Below are 16,727 nucleotides of genomic sequence, written 5' to 3' on the forward strand. Positions count from 1 at the left end.
TTATTGTCATATAACGGGTCATAGCCGTCTTATAAAAGAGCCTAAAGTTTGTTAAAAATTGTTAAAAATCCACAAAAACATCTTTTTTAATGCTTTGATATGCAGTGATTTCATCAAATTCTTTCAAACTTATCAAAACCATATTCTTAAACTTCTCATAGTTCTTTCCGCGGGGAAGTTTGAGCATAATCTGGAACTGATATAAATTATTAAGCCTTGCAATCTGAGCTCTTTCAGGACCCAGAACACAGTCTTCCGGCAGGTATTTTCTTAAGATAGATCCTAAAAACTGAGACGCACGGTCTACCTTATCTTCTTTCCTGTGCTTAAGCTCGATCATGATCAGCTTGGTAAAAGGCGGATAGTGGAATTTCTGACGTTCTGTAAGGATATATTTATAGATCTTGGCCGGATTGTTCATCTTGATCAGCTGAAAAACGGAATGATCAGGATTATACGTCTGAATCAGAATCTTTCCTTTTCCGGAAACTCTTCCTGCTCTTCCGGAAACCTGTGTGATCAGCTGGTAGGCTCTTTCTTCTGCTCTGAAATCCTGCACATACAACAGTGAATCTGCTTTGGGAATAGCCACAAGTTCGATATGGTCAAAATCCAGCCCTTTTGAAATCATCTGTGTTCCCACCACAATATCCGTTTCGCCTTCTTCAATTTTTTCATAGAGTTTTTCGTAGGCAAATTTCTTACGCATAGAATCTACATCCATTCTGTCCACCTCACTTTCAGGGAAGAGTTTAGAAACTTCCTCATGAATCTGCTCTACGCCTACTCCTCTTTCATTCAGATTTTCAGAATGGCATTTCGGGCAGGTTCTCGGTTTTGAAGCCCGTTGTCCGCAATAATGGCATTTCATTTCATTGGCCGCTTTATGATAGGTCATTACCACATCACAATTGGAGCAGTAATTGACGTACCCACAGCTTTCACATTCCACAACATTGGCATAACCACGGCGGTTGTGAAGCACAATAGCCTGATGATGTTCATCTACGGTCTTCTTCATTTCTTCAATAAGCCTTGAAGAGAAGTTTCCGGAAACATTTTTAGACTCCTGAGCTTCCTTAAAGTTGATCAGTTCATATTCCGGCAGGTTGACATTCCCGAATCTTTCGTTCAGGAAAATGTATTTCATTTTATCTTTTCTTGCTCTGTAATAGCTTTCAACGGAAGGTGTTGCCGATCCCAGAATCACGCCTGCTTTATAAAGACCACCCAAAACCAAAGCGGCATCTTTTGCATTAAAATATGGAGAAACCTCTCTTGGTCTGTATGCAGAATCATGCTCTTCATCTACCACAATGAGCCCTAAGTTCTGATAAGGTAAAAATAAAGCATTACGGGTCCCGATCAGAATACCGATGTCATTCTGCCTGATTCTTCTCCAGACTTCCACTTTTTCAAAGTCTGTAAGTTTTTGGTGATAGAAACCAAGCTGCCGGCCATATTTCTTTTCTAATCGCTGGGTAATCTGCTTGGTCAGAGAGATTTCAGGAAGTAAGAATAAGACATTCTTACCTTCTTTGATGCATTCATCAATCTTTTCCAGATAAATATGCGTTTTCCCTGATGACGTTACCCCGTGAAGCAAAACATTCTTTCCTTCTTCAAAAGCTTCATCGATCTCAGATTTAGCCGTTTTCTGCTGTTCAGACAGTTCTTCAAGCTCTTCGATCTCTCCTTCATAGCTTTCAATTCTGTCTTTCTGCATATGGTATTCTTCCACCAGGCCCTTGTCTGCCAAAGCTTTGAAGTGAGAGCTTCCAAAGTAGCCATCTTCAAACAGCTCTGCTTTTTTAATAGGAGTATCAGGATGTTCCGTCTGTTTTTCAAGAATCAACAGGAACAGATCTTTCTGCTTTTGTGCTCTATTCAGTTTTAAAAGAACTTCCGTAAGATTCTGATTTCCCAAAACCGCATCATTAATTTTTACATAAGCCACTTCTCTGGCCTTGTATTTTTCAGCAATTTTCTCATCAATCTCAATATACTGCAGATCGATCAGTGAATTGATGGTTTTGATAATGTCTTTTTTGGGAATAAAGGCTTCAATATCCGTAAGGTTGATCAGCTGTCGTACCTCCAATGCCTGAATCAGGTACATTTCATTGACATCCAGATTTTCAAAATCCACGACTGCTCCCGGTTTCAACTTCAGATAGGTTTCACTTTCCAGCTTTAAAGAGGAAGGAAAAGCAAATCGGTAAATTTCCCCTAGCCCACACAAATAATAATCCGACAGCCATTTCCAGAAACGGAGCTGTTCTTCGGGAAGTATCGGCTTATCATCCAGCATACTGATGACTTCTTTGGCTACGAAATTTTCCGGAGCATTATTATGCAGCTCAAATACAATTCCTGTATAGATCTTCTTTCCGCCAAACGGAACAAGTACCCGCATTCCAGGTTGAATTTCAGGCATCAGTTCTTCCGGAACCTTATAGGTAAAGGATCCTTTTAAATTTAACGGTAAAACAATTTGAGCGTATTGCAAGGGAAATATTTAAAGTGTAAAATTAGATTTTTCTTCAGAGAATTGCAATAATTTATATTTTTGCCGTTTTTTAAAAGTCTGTATTTTCAATTTAAACTTTATAACTATGAAAAAATTATTATCGCTATTCTTTTTGTTTTTACTATTAATAATCCAGGCCCAGGAAAAAACACTTATAAAAAAGACTGAGGTGACCATTCCTATTGGAAAAAAACTGATTCTTAAACCTCAAATAGATGGTCATAAAATCATCAGCTTTGAAATTACTGAAGAACAAAACATCAGTGAGAAACCCGATATGATGAACATTCTGAAAAATTTTGAAAAAGATCAGATTATTGACAATAGTATTGAAATGGTGTTCTGTGAAGCACAGATGATGAATAGTCCATTTTTTATACTCAAAACCATACAAAAGACAGGTAAAAGAATGACTTTCAAAGCTAAAATCAGGTTAAAGGGCTCGCCTTTATATTCAGCAACTTCCATTATGCCTGTTGGAAGTAACAGCCTTTCTTTTGAACAGTGGAAAGATACTATTGATTCTATTTTTCTTTACGACTTTGAACTACAATAAAAGTTCGGTGATCTCATACCAAAATGCAGAGGTAAAAAAGCCCACAAGAATACTAAATCCGATGATCAGGTTCGTCAGCTTTGTATTCAGTCTGAACTGTTCTGCAATGATGCTTGAGGTTACCAGTGTTGGCATTGCTGCTTCAAATACGGTAATTTTTGCCACATCTCCTTTTATTTTAAACAATAAAGCTAAGCCTAAAACAATTGCCGGTGCCAGAATGAGCTTATAAAGCATCGACATTGACATTTGCGGAATCAGTTTTTTCCAACCGTTAAACTTCAGCTGCAATCCTACTGAAAATAAAGCCAGAGGACTTACGGTGGCCGCCAGTTTATCAAAGAATGGTTCCGCAGCTGTAAAATCGATAAATTGTGACAACACCAAAGCCGAAATACAACCTATTAATGGCGGAAATGTAATCAGTCTTTTCAGAATAAATATGGCGCTTACCTTTCCTGATTTACTACCTCCTTTCACAGCGGCAATAATCCCTAGTGTAGACAAGGCAAAAAACATCGTCTGATCACAGATGATGGCAATACTTAAAAGGCCTTCTCCATAGAAAGCACTGATCAGTGGAAAACCGATAAAGGAAGTATTACTGTATCCGCTTGCCAGCTCCAAAGTACTTCTCGAACGCCTTGAATAGCCTCTGCTCTTGCTGTAGAACATCATAAAGAAGAAACAGAAAACAGAAATCAAAAATGTAGCAATAATCGGAAACAGCATTTCTGTTGTCCATTTTACTTTGGGCAGATATTTGAATGAAACTGCCGGAAGAGCAAGATAAAGAATCCAGGTATTGATGCCTTTGTGGGCATCCGGGTGGATAGATTTTGTTGCTTTGAATATCATCCCCGCCACAATGCACACTGCAATCAGAACAAAATTTACCATAATTATAAAGAAATATACTGCAAATTTACGGCTGATTTTTCAGTTGGAAGGGTAAAATTTATATTTTTTTGGGTAGGATTTCTATTAGGTTTCAATAGTAAAAGAGTACCTCGCTACTTATTTTTTCATTTTATATTTTAATAATTTCAAATGCTTTTCAGGATCAAAACCATTTGCTGTTCCACTTTCAATACCTTCATGAATTGCATTTTTGAGAAGCTGAATCTTATTTTCCTCTTCCTCCAACAATCTTAATCCTGCACGGATCACTTCACTAGCATTTTTATACCTTCCTTCTGAGACCTTATGGTCTACAAAATCTTCAAAATAGCCTCCTAAAGAAACTGAAGTATTACGTCCCATATTTATCTGATTTTAAATTCAATACATCAAATTTTATGAAAGGTTTATTTTAAATTCTATCTAATCAGATTCAGATTTTAATTTTTAACTTTTCCTGTATCCCAAAGACTCATTACCTCAACATTATTCAGGGGCTTTGAGAGGGTAATCTTTTTCGAAGTTTTCGGCAGAAGATCAAAGAAATTGTCACTGAAATGGGTATCTCCGATCAGATAGACATCTTTTGCAAGAACATCGGTAGAGACTTCAATCTCAGTGGGAGATATTTTTTTAATTGTAATATTAGGTTTTGTAAGTTTTATATCTTTCGGCCTGCTAAAAAAGAACAATTTTTCAATTTTTGAATCATTAGACGTAATCTTTAAAACAGCCTTTGACAAATCGAATGGAGCAAGTTCTGATTGATTAATGCGTACTATTTCTTCACTGGTATTGGCTTTCAGAGTACCTGATTTATTATTCTCCCAGAGTTTTTTCCCCTCAAAGTCTATAAGTTCTGATTTCAGGCTAAAGTTGAAGTCTTTAAGATCATCATTCATTAGGTAAAGATCATACGCTTTATCTGTTTCTGCCACAGAAACCAACACAGGTTCAAAGCTTCTTTTGGCCTGATAATGGAAGGCCTTCCAATTTCCAAGATAATCGATAGACGACCATGAAACTACCGGCCAGCAATCATTGAGCTGCCAGTATAAAGTTCCCATATTATAAGGTCTTGCACGGCGGTGAGCTTCAATTGCAATTTGCATTCCACGGGCCTGCAGCAATTGAGAAACATAATTGTATTGCACAAAATCTGTTGGGATATTGTAATCCCTTTTCATATATTCATTGATGATCTCCCAACCTCTTGCATGTTTTTCATGAGCTTTGATGGTTGGATTTTGTAAACTCAGATCGGGAGTTTCTGAGAACATCGATTTTGTCGTTTCAAGCGTAGGCATTCCCTGGAAGCCATATTCAGACATGAAACGTCCTACTTTTTCATTGTAAATCTCAAAGGGCTGTTCGCCCCACCAAACTCCCCAATAATGCGAATCTCCTTCTGTAAGGCTCTCTTTATGCCCCCATCCAATTGACGGAGAACTTGGCCAATAGATATTTTTGTCCGCTGTAAGGTTTTCTTGCAAAGCATTGGGAATGGCCTCATGAAACAGTTTTTTATAATCTTTCCAGACCTGTAATGAATCGTTTTTGGAATATTTGAACTGTTTCTGATACCCCCAGTTGACAATGGCTTCATCTATTTCATTATTTCCGCACCACAAAGCAATTGACGGATGATTCTGAAGTCTGTTGACCTGATCCTTTACTTCTTCTTTTACATTGGTTAAAAATGCATCATCTGCCGGATAGAAACTTCCTGCAAACATAAAGTCCTGCCAGACCAAAATTCCGTTTTCGTCACAGGCTTTGTAGAATTCGTCATCTTCATAGATTCCACCGCCCCAGATACGGATCATATTCATATTGGCATCCTTAGTATCTCTGATCAGTTTTTGGTATTTTTCTTTGGTTACTCTTGGTGAAAAACTATCTGCCGGGATCCAATTGGTTCCTTTAATATACAACGGATTCCCGTTGACTTTAAAGTAAAATGATTTTCCCTTACCATCCTTTTCCTGAACAAGTTCTACTGTTCGCAATCCTATTTTCACCGTTTCATCAGAAAGCAGTTGATGATCTTTCTGAAGCGAAATTTTCATATCATACAAATGAGGCTCCCCCCAACCATTAGGCTGCCAACGTTTCGGATTTTCAATGGCAAAAGGAAGATTCAGACGGTTTTCTCCTTTTTTCAGCTGAATTGTACTCGCCTTATTATTGATCGTAAAAGTATACTTGCCCTCTTTTTCAGCCAGAATTAGAGCATGAATATGTAAGTTGGCCTTTTTATCGGATAAGTCTTTCTGTTCAATTTTTATATTTTCAACTTTAGCTGCATTCCAAAACTCAACTTTGACTTCTTTCCAGATTCCTGCTGTCACCAATCTTGGTCCCCAATCCCAACCAAACTGATATTGTGCCTTTCTTATAAAGCTTCTTGGAGATTCCGGCATAGTGAACGGAACCTGTTTAGCCAGTTTTTTCCCTTTTTCAACCGCAGATATGAATTTAATCTTCAATTCATTGTCTCCTTTTTTCAACAGTTCTTTCACCGGAATTTCCCACTTCCTGAACATATTGTCTGTTTTTTTCAGCAATTTCCCATTAAGATAGATCTCTGAAAAAGTATCTAATCCATTGAATACAAGATCTGCATGCTGATTTTCCAACTCTTTCTGAGTAATATTAAAATGGGTTTGATATTCCCAGTCTTCAGATTCTATCCATTGTACTTTCTTTTCATTTTCATCTTTATAAGGATCCGGAATGACTTTATTGTTCATCAGGTCCAGATGCACTGTTCCCGGTACTTTTGCAGGAAGCCAGTTTTGATCTTTTGAATTTTTGAACTGCCAGTTTTCAGAAGACAAATTTCTTTCAGAAAACTGTGCAAAAAGGATATTCTGTATAAAAAGAGAAGCAAAAAGGATAGATTTATTCATCAGTAAGTTTATTTACGATTCTATGAATTCCGTACTTAATAAGTTCATTGTTAAAATTGATAAGCAGTCCTAGCTTTATATTACTTTGTTTCAGATAGGTCAGTATTTGTGAATGAGAAATAGGATGTAATTCCAATACAGATTTTATTTCTACAATTACTTTATCTTCTACAATCAGGTCAACTTTATATGCATTTTCTATCGTTATTTCTTTATATTTTAAAGATAGAGATACTTGTTGTTTTATATTTAATCCCTGCAGCTTTAATTCATAAACCAAAGCTGTTTCGTATGCGCTTTCCAGCAGGCCTACTCCCAGGTTTTTGTGTACTTCTATTGCAGCACCTATTATTTTATAGGATAATTCATTTTCATTCATTTTTGTGTGTGTTTATATATTTTTTAAACGCAAAGTTTTATCTTATTTATGTTACATTTTTAAGGGTGCTAAGATGGGATCGGTTTTCTACCGATCTGATGAAGCGAGCGTTTTACCACCAGCTTCTTCAGCGACAAAGTCGCTATTCTTTGCTTCCTAAATATAACGTAATTCTTAATAAAACTTTGCGTTTAAAAAATTACAAAGTAAACTATCCATATTTATAACTTTAGTTTGTCACTCCGTCCGGAATGACAAAGTGTATGGGTCATGATAGTATTAGCTGTTTTTCAAAGCTACAATCTCAGCTGGATTGGCAAATGCTCCTCCATTCGTAATTGCTGAGGAGTGAAAGTAGTCTGCTTTTGTAAATGCTCTCAATTCTTCGATGTTCGATGAGCGAAGTCCACCCCCTACTAAGATTTCTATTCTGTCATCGGAAAGTTCAACCAGCTTTTTCAGATTTTCTTTTCCTTCTGATACATTGGTTTTTTGGCCGGATGTAAGGATCGTTTTAAAACCACATTCTATAACTTTTTCTAAAGAATCCTCAAGATTTTTTGCGCGGTCAAAAGCACGATGGAAAGTACATTGAAATGGCGCTGCCAATTCTATCAAAGCTTTATTCTGTGCCAGATTCACCTCATCATTAGCATCCAGAATTCCAAATACGAAACCATCTACATTTAAAGATTTCAACTGAATCAGATCATTTTTCATCTGCTCAAATTCGGCTTCGGAATAAGTAAAATCACCTCCTCTCGGACGGATCATTACAAAAATCGGGATATTGATTTTCTCACGAAGCTGTTTTGTGGTTTCAAAATCGGGAGTAGTTCCTCCTTCACTTAATCCGTCACATAATTCTATTCTGTCTGCTCCATTTTCAAAGGCGATAACCGCTGATTCAGGATTAAAGCATGCTATTTCTATTTTTGACATTTTTTCTTTTGTATGCTTAATTTTATTTTGGCTCTTCCTGCAATACATCTGCAATCAGAAAGGATCCATTTTCTTTTATGACTTTTACGACTGAAGGATATTTAGCTTTAAAGCCATCATCTCTCAACACGATATTGAAGGTATATTCATCTTTGGAAGAGGATTTTAATTCACAGCTTCCCACTTCAATATTGTTCCAGTCCTGTGCAGGAATAAGAAATCCGATACCCACACCAGCTTTACTTGTATCAAATTTACTTTTCCATTTATCTTTGAACTCCTGCTCAGTAAGACTTCCATCTACATCAAGATCTACATTCGTAGCATCGGTTTTATAATCGTAATAGTCTTTCGTAGTCATTTTCTGCATGTCTTTGTCCTGTTTAACAAGGTCTGCTTTAAAATAATCTACAATGCTCTTCTTCAACCATTTTTGAGCTTCTTCAGCATCTTTGGATTCGGAGTCTGTGTCTAAAACTACTTTTTCTTTTACCTGTTCGGTTCCAGGTTGGGTCGTTGTTGTATTCTCCTTCTTTTCTTCCTTACATGCGATGATTAAAAATAAGGAAGCGATAATCGTTCTTTTCATATTTTGTTTTGATCTATATTTTGGATAAAGACTCTTGTTTTTGGGGTTATGGTTTGGAAAACGCAAAGGCGCAAAATTTTCTAACAAACTGTATGCTTTAAGGCGCAAAGATTTTATCTGCGATAAAATTGAATACTGCTTGCTTGTAATTGCCACGAATGCACGAATAAAATGGATGACGCATAACTTTTAAAACTAAGCATTTATGCGTTTTAATAATAATTCAAATTCTAATAATAAAACACTTAGAATAAAATTATTCGTGCATTCGTGGCAAAAAAAACAGCATCATAATAATGATCTTTTTCGCCTTTATATATTACATTATTTCAACGCAAATTCCGGTTTTTCAAGGCGATTTCCTTTCTGATCATACACCGCAAAGTTGAATCCGTCCTGGATGCAGTAAGAACCATATTCTCCTTTTTTGTTGATGGCAATGAATCCTACCTGAATATCTTTTAAATTTTTATTTCTTCTCTGATTAATCTTTACAATTCTGTCTACTGCTTCTTTACAGGCTTCCTGTGGATTTCTGCCCTGTCTCATAAGCTCAACCACCAAATGGGTCCCCACGGTACGGATCACTTCTTCACCATGACCGGTTGCTGTAGCTGCTCCTACTTCATTATCTACAAATAATCCTGCTCCAATGATTGGGGAATCTCCTACTCTTCCATGCATTTTAAAAGCCATTCCGCTTGTAGTGCAGGCACCAGAAAGGTTTCCCTGGGCATCCAAAGCGATCATTCCTATGGTATCGTGATTTTCAATATTGGCAATGGGTTTGTACTGACTGGTTTTCAGCCATTCTTTCCATTCTTTTTCGGATTCCGGAGTGAGAAGGTTTTCTTTTTTAAAACCTTGTGAAAGGGCAAACTGTAATGCTCCGTCTCCTACCAGCATAACGTGAGGTGTTTTCTCCATGACCGCTCTGGCCACGGAAATCGGGTTTTTCACATGTTCCAGACAGGCAACGGAACCGATATTATAATTTTCATCCATGATACAGGCATCCAGCGTTACTCTTCCATCTCTATCGGGACGGCCGCCATATCCTACACTTCTTTCCTTAGGATCTAATTCTACGAGACGAACTCCTTTTTCTACGGCATCCAAAGCTTTGCCTCCTTTTCCGAGAATCGTCCACGCTTCTTCATTGGCTTTAAGACCAAAATTCCAAGTAGAAAGAACAATCGGTTTGTTGATCACTTTGGCAGATGTATTTTCAGGTAATTCGGCAGCCATCAGATCCAGCGGATTTACGGCAAGTGCTGCTGTTGCAATTCCCAGTTTTTTTATAAAACTTCTTCGGTTATTGTTCATGGTATCTCAAATTATTAATACCTGACAAATCTAAAAAAAACTTCTATGAAATCCTCAGGCGAATCAAGGAATATCCGTCTATTATTTTTATTTATCTTTACTGCTGTAATGGATTCTTTTAAAATATTCAGGAATATCCCTTTCTTTCAGGAGCTGTCTGATGAAGAAATCAATATCCTGGTCAGCATCAGCACCCCGAAGCTTCTTCGTAAAAAAGAGAAGCTGGCAGAACCTGGGCTGTCTTTCAACCATTTATTCATTATGTCTCATGGGTTACTCAGATTTTTCTTTGATGATGAAAACGGCATCGAGAGCAACCTGTTTCTACCTTCAGAAAAAGAAGCCGCCATTATGGAAACTCCGGAATCCTATTCAGGTGAAACGGAAAGAAAATATACGATAGAAGCGGTCATAGAAAGTCAGCTTTTTTTGTTCAACAAAAATGAATTTGAGGATATTGCCTTTCAGCACAGAGGCATTTATAATGTGTATCTTAAGTCTTTGAAGCTGATTATCAATATCGCGAAAACACGCATCGAACAGTTTTGCTCTACTTCCCCACACTCCCGCTATGAAGAGTTTCTGGAGACCAGACCGTTTACTTCTCAAAACGCCAATAGAAAATATATTGCGAACTTTCTGGGCATTACTCCCAACTCACTTTCAAGAATGACAGCCCGTATCCATAAAAAAAGGAACGACAGAAAAAAATAACTTAGGAATACTTTTTCTCAGTTTATTCGATCTAATTTTGCTTTATCAAAATACTGTCACACAATCAATTAAAAGCAAAATGAGAAAATATCACCTAAAAACACAACTGTTATTGAATAAGCTTTAATCTTCTCTTAAGATTTAAAGTAACCGTCTCTGTGGTCATTGATCATCGGGTTACTTCCTTGTTTTACCTTTCAATATCATTTTACCTTATACAATTATTTATGCAAAGAATTTCAATACTTCTCTGCCTGTTGTTATCATGCAATTTTGTTCAGGCATCAACAGGCCATTTGGAAGATCATATAGCCAATGCTGCATCATGGTTCATTTTACTTGTTTTACCCGTTGCAGGCATTTATCTTTTCTGGAAAGTACACATCTATCCGGAAAAAGTAGCTGAGAAAAAGAACCATCCTCAGCTAAACGCCATAAAAAGTATGTGCCTCCTTTCCCTTGTTTTTGGAGGCCTTTTATGGCCGATTGCCCTGATCTGGGCCAACTATAATTACGGAAATCAGGACGATCCGAAAAAAGACACAGACCTTATGGAAAAAGAATTTACAACCCCCGAAAATTAAAAAACATGCTGGAATTACTCGTTGCAATATATGCCGGAATATGCTGGCTGCTTATCAAAAAATTAAAACTGATCCCCTGGACCTTTACCACGCAGGTTGTGGTGTATTCACTTCCTATTTTCGGATCTATAGCTTTGATATTAAGTTTAAATTATTACTGCCCCATTACTTCTGATGTGAAAGTAGGAAACAGAAGTGTAGATATTACCACACAGGTCCTGGGAAAGGTAAAAAAGGTCTATGTAAAAACCAATCAGGAGGTAAAAAAAGGAGATACATTATTCGTTTTAGACAGAGAACCTTATGTACAGGAAATCAAATCTCTGGAAGCTAAGCTTAGCAATATGAAAGCTACAGTAAGCTCTTATAATACAGACATTTCAGCTTCCCGAAAAAACATTGCAGGTTTACAGTCGCAGCTGGATCTTGCTAATAAAAGAGTGACTCAGTATCAGGAACTCGTAGAAGCAGGTGCGGCGAATAAATTTGATCTGGAGCAAGCCATCACCAACGTTCGTGATCTCCAATCCAGAATCAGCGCAGCCCAATCTCAACAACAGTCTTTGGAAACAAAATCCAATGCGTCGTATGGAGGAGAGAATTCATCGGTTTCTGAAATTCAGGCAAAACTGGATCAGGCAAAGTGGAATCTTTCGCAAACAGTGGTTCTGGCTCCTACAGATGGAATTATTCCTAACGTTCAGCTGAATGAAGGGGCAATCATGGCTCCTTTTAAATCTGCCTTTGTGTTGATTCAGAAGCAGCAGTCTGTCATCGGATTTTTTGCTCAGAATGAACTGGAAGCCGTAAAAAACGGAAATGAAGTAGAGCTGGCCCTTAAAACTGAACCGGGAAAAGTAGTGAAAGCCAGACTTGAATATGTAATCGATGCAACCAGCCAGGGAATCATGAATAATGCCGGAGGTATGCTTGGTGGGAACGGCTCTGTAGCCGGACTTCCGGATACTGCGAGACAATTACCGGAAACGGACGGAAAACTTATTGCCAAATTTGTACTGGAAGATGATCAAAAACAGCTTACGGTAGGTGCCAGAGGAACGGCGGTCATTTATTCTGATCATATCAAGCCACTGCATCTTATTCGAAAGGTGATGGTTCGTATCAATAGTAAAATCAATTATCTGATCCCAAAACTTCATTAATATGTACAGAAAATTAATTGTATTGGGAGTCCTTTCCCTAGGCTTAAGCTCATGTATAGGCTACAAAGAACCCACTAAAGAAAGTATGGATCAGCTGAAAGAGAAAAGTGAAATTGCGGCCCATCTGGAAATTCCGGATGACTGGATATTCGACAGAAAAGCAAATTCTAGATCTTTGTCCTACGACTGGATCACAGATCTTAAAACACCTCAGCTGGAAACCCTAATCAATGAAGGGATGCTGTACAATGCAGATCTTATCATTGTCAAAGAAAAGCTGAACCAGGTTGAACTGGCTATGGAAATTGCCGGAAGTAATCTTTATCCAAGTGTAAGTGCCGTTGCCAATACCTCCAACAATCTGATCAGTGATGCCCAAATCCGACGTCTTGCCTTAAAAGCAAACTGGGAAATTGATCTTTGGGGTAAAAATAAATCTTCACAAATGGCCGCCAAAAGCAATTATTTTTCTGCCAAACATCAGAATACGTTGCTTCATCAGTCTATTGCGGGGATGATTGCCAAAGCTTATTTTTTGAATATTGCAGGAAATATTCAGGAAGAGATGATTCAAAGCTATATTCAGAAATCCAAGGATCTGGAAAAGCTGTATATCCTCCAGAAAAAAGTAGGAACTGCTAATGCTTTAGATATTTCTAATATCTCGGCAGAAATCATTTCTCTGGAAGGTTATCTCGAAAAAGTAAAAAATGCCAATGCACAATCCAGAAGATCGCTGGAGCTGCTTACCGGAAAATACCCGGAGGGAAAACTGGTTACACAGAATTTTTTTAATCCTGTAAAAAATGAGATTCCAGAGTCTTTCCCACTTCAGCTTCTGGAAAACAGATCTGATATACAGGCCAGCCAGTTTCAGATAGAAAAATCTTTTTATGAAGTACAGGAGGCTAAAGCAGCCAGACTTCCCTCACTGAGCATAAGTTCATCTTTGGGAACTGCCGGCAGTAATGTGGAATCAATCAATTCTCTGTTTTCGAATCCTTTATTAAAAGTGGGCAGTGGATTGGTTTCCCCTATATTCAACAACGGAAAATTGAAAAAGAATGTAGAAATAAAAAATTCACAGCAAAAACAGGTGATCGAAGAATATTCAAAAGCCGTTCTGAATGCACTGAATGAGGTAGAGTCTTCTCTGGCCAATCTGCATTCCGTTGAAAAGCAATTGACCTATAACTTTAGTGCAGTCAATGAACTGAAAAACAACATCAATCTTACCCAAAAGCAGATCAAAGTAGGGACTAATAACAGCTTTGTCCTTATCCGAAAGCAAAGGGATCTCCTAAGAAATGAAATGAACCTCATCAATATTGAGCTTCAGTACAGGATAGAACGTATCAATCTGTATATGGCGCTGGGCGCTGAGAATTTCATTTATTCATAATTTATACTTCGAAAGCCTGTGGAAATCATCCACAGGCTTTTTGTTTTGACCACCCCGTCAAAAATTCTTTGAATTTTCGCCACCCCTCCAGAGGAGGGGAATATTCAGTCCCTCTAATGGAATATTTCGGGGAAATTCTATGATATTCTTTAATGGGGCAGTTTATCTCTGAAGTAACCATATACCCAGGTTCCGGCAATAGCACTCAACAGAGTGATGGATACGGCTAAAGCTCCTGTTCCGATCTGAGCAAAAAGTGGTCCCGGACAGGCTCCTGTAATGGCCCAGCCAAAACCGAAGATCAAGCCACCGTAAATCTGACCTTTATTAAACTTTTTAGGTGTCAGCGTAATAGGCTCACCATAGATGGTTTTGATCTTAAACTTTTTAATCAGCCACACTGAAATAATCCCTACCAATACGGCACTTCCGATGATTCCGTACATATGGAAAGACTGTAAACGGAACATTTCCTGTATTCTGAACCAGCTGATCACTTCTGCCTTCACGAAGATAATACCAAATACAACACCTGCTGCAAGGTACTTCAGGTTGTGATACCATTTATATTCAACACTCACTTCATTGATACAATTTGTCTCAATATATGAGTTGTTATTTTCTCTTTCTTTTATCATAATTTAAATCCTTTTTTAAAATCCCATTTACAAGGAAAGTATTACAGGCAGAATAAGATTGGCCATTAAAAATCCGCCGATCATAAAACAAATAGTCGCTACCAAAGAAGGCCACTGCAGATTGGAAAGCCCCATGATTGCATGACCGCTGGTACATCCGCCGGCATATCTCGTCCCGAATCCTACTAAAAATCCGCCCACAACCATCATGATAAATCCTCGCAGTGTAAAGACACTTTCAAAGTTCATCAGCTGCATCGGTACAAGATTGCTGTAGTCTGTTATTCCGTAGCCTGCCAATTCGGTTTTCAGAGTGGGATTAACATTGATCTCTGCAGGATTGAGCAGAAAATGGGCAGCAATCATTCCGCCAAAGAAAATTCCCAGTACGAAAAACAGGTTCCAGGCTTCTTTCTTCCAGTCGTATTTGAAAAAATTCACATTTGCCGGTACACAGGCTGCACAGATGTGCCTTAATGAGGAACTGATTCCAAAGGATTTGTTTCCCATGATCAGCAATGCAGGAACGGTAAGTCCTATCAAAGGGCCTGCAATATACCATGGCCACGGTTCTTTTATGATCTCCAACATATATTCGTTTTATTGATTTAAAATTTTAGTCTGACATACAAAATCACTTTTAGGAATCGCTGTAGAAGCAATCGCTTTGAATCCGCCTTCAATCTCAGAAAAGTTCCTGTAACCTCTCGCCTGAAGAATACTTGCCGCCATTGTACTTCTGTAGCCACTTCCACAATGCATATAAAAATGCTCCTGAGTTTCCAGAGTACGAATCCATTCGTTGATATAGGCCAGCGGTTTGCTATACGCCTCGTGAATATGTTCTGCATGGTATTCACTTTCTCTTCTTATATCAATGATTTTAGATTCTTTCCCAGCGATTTCTTTTTCAAACTGTTCTGCAGAAATACGGTGTACAGAATCTGTTTCTTTTCCTTCTTTTATCCAGGCTTCAAAACCGCCTTCCAGAAATCCTAAAATATGGTCAAAGCCTACCCTGCTCAGTCTTGTTACGGCCTCTTCTTCATCTCCTTTTTCCGTTACCAGTAAAATAGGTTGATTCACATCAGCAATTAAAGCACCTACCCAAGGAGCAAAGTCACCATCCAACCCTATATTGACTGACTGAGGGATAAAACCTTTCGCAAAGGTACGGTTGTTTCTTACATCCAGAATCAAAGCGCCCGATGCTTCCGCTATTTCCTCAAACTGTTGTGGAACAAGAGCATGTAATCCCTGTGACAATACTTCATCAAAGCTATTATATCCCCGTTTATTCATCATCACATTCATTCCGAAATAAGCAGGCGGAGGTAAAAGTCCGTCTGTCACTTCTTTGATGAAACTTTCCTTACTTTTTTGATTAAGGGCATAATTCGTTTTCTTCTGATTTCCAAGAGTATCTACTGTTTCTTTCTGCATATTTTTACCACAGGCAGAACCGGCTCCATGTGCAGGATATACGGTAATGTCATCATGTAAAGGTAAAATCTTATTATACAGGCTTTCATACAGTAAACCTGCAAGTTCTTCCTGAGTCATATCTGTTCCTTTCTGGGCAAGATCCGGTCGGCCCACATCTCCAAGAAACAAAGTATCCCCACTGAAAAGTGCTGTTTCAAAACCATCTTCGTCGATCAACAGATAGCAAGAGCTTTCCAATGTATGTCCCGGTGTATGAAGAACCTTTATTTTAATATTTCCGACTTCAAATATCTGGTTGTCGTTTGCGATAATGGCTTCAAATTCCGGACTAGCTGTAGGTCCGTAAACAATCGGAGCCTGAGTTTTTTGGCTTAAATCAAGGTGTCCACTGACAAAATCAGCGTGAAAATGGGTTTCAAAAATGTATTTTAATGTTGTTCCATCTTCTTTCAATCTGTCGATATAAGGTTGTGTTTCCCTTAAAGGATCAATGATCACCGCTTCTCCGGCTGAAGTGATATAATAAGCCCCCTGAGCTAAACATCCTGTATAAATCTGTTCTATTTTCATTGTACTTATTTTTACTATTGAAATGATATACAAATCTCCCTCTTTCTGTTTTCCCCTACAGCTACTTTTGTTACAT

The 16,727-nt window shown here is 38.0% G+C and carries 16 protein-coding genes; 5 read left to right on the forward strand and 11 right to left on the reverse strand.

All coding sequences use genetic code 11. The features are described from left to right. Positions 1–61: 61 nt before the first annotated feature. Complete coding sequence (gene priA, locus AC106K_RS01880) at positions 62–2,509, reverse strand: replication restart helicase PriA (RefSeq protein WP_482443159.1); 2,448 nt, start codon at positions 2,507–2,509, stop codon at positions 62–64. 106 nt (positions 2,510–2,615) lie between these two features. Here priA and AC106K_RS01885 point away from each other — a divergent pair, with 106 nt between their 5' ends. Further along, complete coding sequence (locus tag AC106K_RS01885) at positions 2,616–3,086, forward strand: hypothetical protein (protein WP_482443160.1); 471 nt, start codon at positions 2,616–2,618, stop codon at positions 3,084–3,086. Here the strand turns inward: AC106K_RS01885 and AC106K_RS01890 are convergent. The 7 genes from AC106K_RS01890 to AC106K_RS01920 all read right to left on the reverse strand — a co-directional run bounded on the left by AC106K_RS01890 (position 3,078) and on the right by AC106K_RS01920 (position 10,134). Then, the gene (locus tag AC106K_RS01890) at positions 3,078–3,986 is read right to left on the reverse strand and encodes an AEC family transporter (protein ID WP_482443161.1); all 909 of its coding nucleotides are present in this window, start codon (positions 3,984–3,986) and stop codon (positions 3,078–3,080) included. The two genes, AC106K_RS01885 and AC106K_RS01890, sit on opposite strands and share 9 nt — an antisense overlap. A 117-nt stretch (positions 3,987–4,103) precedes the next feature. Continuing rightward, positions 4,104–4,349, reverse strand: coding sequence for a type II toxin-antitoxin system ParD family antitoxin (locus AC106K_RS01895; RefSeq protein WP_482443162.1), 246 nt, complete (start codon positions 4,347–4,349; stop codon positions 4,104–4,106). Positions 4,350–4,426: 77 nt separating this feature from the next. After that, positions 4,427–6,898 carry a beta-mannosidase gene (locus AC106K_RS01900; RefSeq protein ID WP_482443163.1) on the reverse strand — a complete coding sequence of 824 codons (2,472 nt, stop codon included), beginning with the start codon at positions 6,896–6,898 and terminating at the stop codon, positions 4,427–4,429. After that, positions 6,891–7,277, reverse strand: coding sequence for a GxxExxY protein (locus tag AC106K_RS01905; RefSeq protein ID WP_482443164.1), 387 nt, complete (start codon positions 7,275–7,277; stop codon positions 6,891–6,893). The genes AC106K_RS01900 and AC106K_RS01905 overlap by 8 nt, the downstream gene beginning before the upstream one ends. Positions 7,278–7,556: 279 nt before the next feature. Next, positions 7,557–8,219 carry a copper homeostasis protein CutC gene (locus AC106K_RS01910; protein WP_482443165.1) on the reverse strand — a complete coding sequence of 221 codons (663 nt, stop codon included), beginning with the start codon at positions 8,217–8,219 and terminating at the stop codon, positions 7,557–7,559. 22 nt (positions 8,220–8,241) lie between these two features. After that, the gene (locus AC106K_RS01915) at positions 8,242–8,808 is read right to left on the reverse strand and encodes a hypothetical protein (RefSeq protein ID WP_482443166.1); all 567 of its coding nucleotides are present in this window, start codon (positions 8,806–8,808) and stop codon (positions 8,242–8,244) included. Between the two features lie 324 nt (positions 8,809–9,132). Beyond that, a complete protein-coding gene (locus AC106K_RS01920; RefSeq protein WP_482443167.1) occupies positions 9,133–10,134 on the reverse strand; it encodes an isoaspartyl peptidase/L-asparaginase family protein in 1,002 nt (333 codons plus the stop codon). A 45-nt stretch (positions 10,135–10,179) separates the two neighbouring features. Here AC106K_RS01920 and AC106K_RS01925 point away from each other — a divergent pair, with 45 nt between their 5' ends. From AC106K_RS01925 to AC106K_RS01940, 4 genes are all read left to right on the forward strand, one after another. Continuing rightward, complete coding sequence (locus tag AC106K_RS01925) at positions 10,180–10,848, forward strand: Crp/Fnr family transcriptional regulator (RefSeq protein ID WP_482443168.1); 669 nt, start codon at positions 10,180–10,182, stop codon at positions 10,846–10,848. Between the two features lie 227 nt (positions 10,849–11,075). Beyond that, positions 11,076–11,432 carry a DUF3302 domain-containing protein gene (locus AC106K_RS01930; RefSeq protein WP_482443169.1) on the forward strand — a complete coding sequence of 119 codons (357 nt, stop codon included), beginning with the start codon at positions 11,076–11,078 and terminating at the stop codon, positions 11,430–11,432. Positions 11,433–11,437: 5 nt separating this feature from the next. Next, entirely contained in the window at positions 11,438–12,595 is a 1,158-nt protein-coding gene (locus tag AC106K_RS01935; protein WP_482443170.1) for an HlyD family secretion protein, read from the forward strand. 1 nt (position 12,596) lies between these two features. Next, positions 12,597–13,997, forward strand: a complete 1,401-nt coding sequence (locus AC106K_RS01940) for a TolC family protein (RefSeq protein ID WP_482443171.1) — start codon at positions 12,597–12,599, stop codon at positions 13,995–13,997. A 149-nt stretch (positions 13,998–14,146) separates the two neighbouring features. On the opposite strand, the gene AC106K_RS01945 is transcribed toward AC106K_RS01940, so the two are convergent. The 3 genes from AC106K_RS01945 to AC106K_RS01955 are packed head-to-tail and all read right to left on the reverse strand — an operon-like array spanning position 14,147 to position 16,651. Continuing rightward, a complete protein-coding gene (locus AC106K_RS01945; protein WP_482443172.1) occupies positions 14,147–14,635 on the reverse strand; it encodes a DUF6691 family protein in 489 nt (162 codons plus the stop codon). A 27-nt stretch (positions 14,636–14,662) separates the two neighbouring features. Continuing rightward, positions 14,663–15,226 carry a YeeE/YedE family protein gene (locus tag AC106K_RS01950; protein WP_482443173.1) on the reverse strand — a complete coding sequence of 188 codons (564 nt, stop codon included), beginning with the start codon at positions 15,224–15,226 and terminating at the stop codon, positions 14,663–14,665. 9 nt (positions 15,227–15,235) lie between these two features. Next, on the reverse strand, positions 15,236–16,651 hold the full coding sequence (locus AC106K_RS01955) for an MBL fold metallo-hydrolase (protein WP_482443174.1): 1,416 nt from the start codon (positions 16,649–16,651) through the stop codon (positions 15,236–15,238). Positions 16,652–16,727: the final 76 nt, after the last annotated feature.

The sequence above is a fragment of the Chryseobacterium sp. FR048 genome, assembly GCF_056844665.1.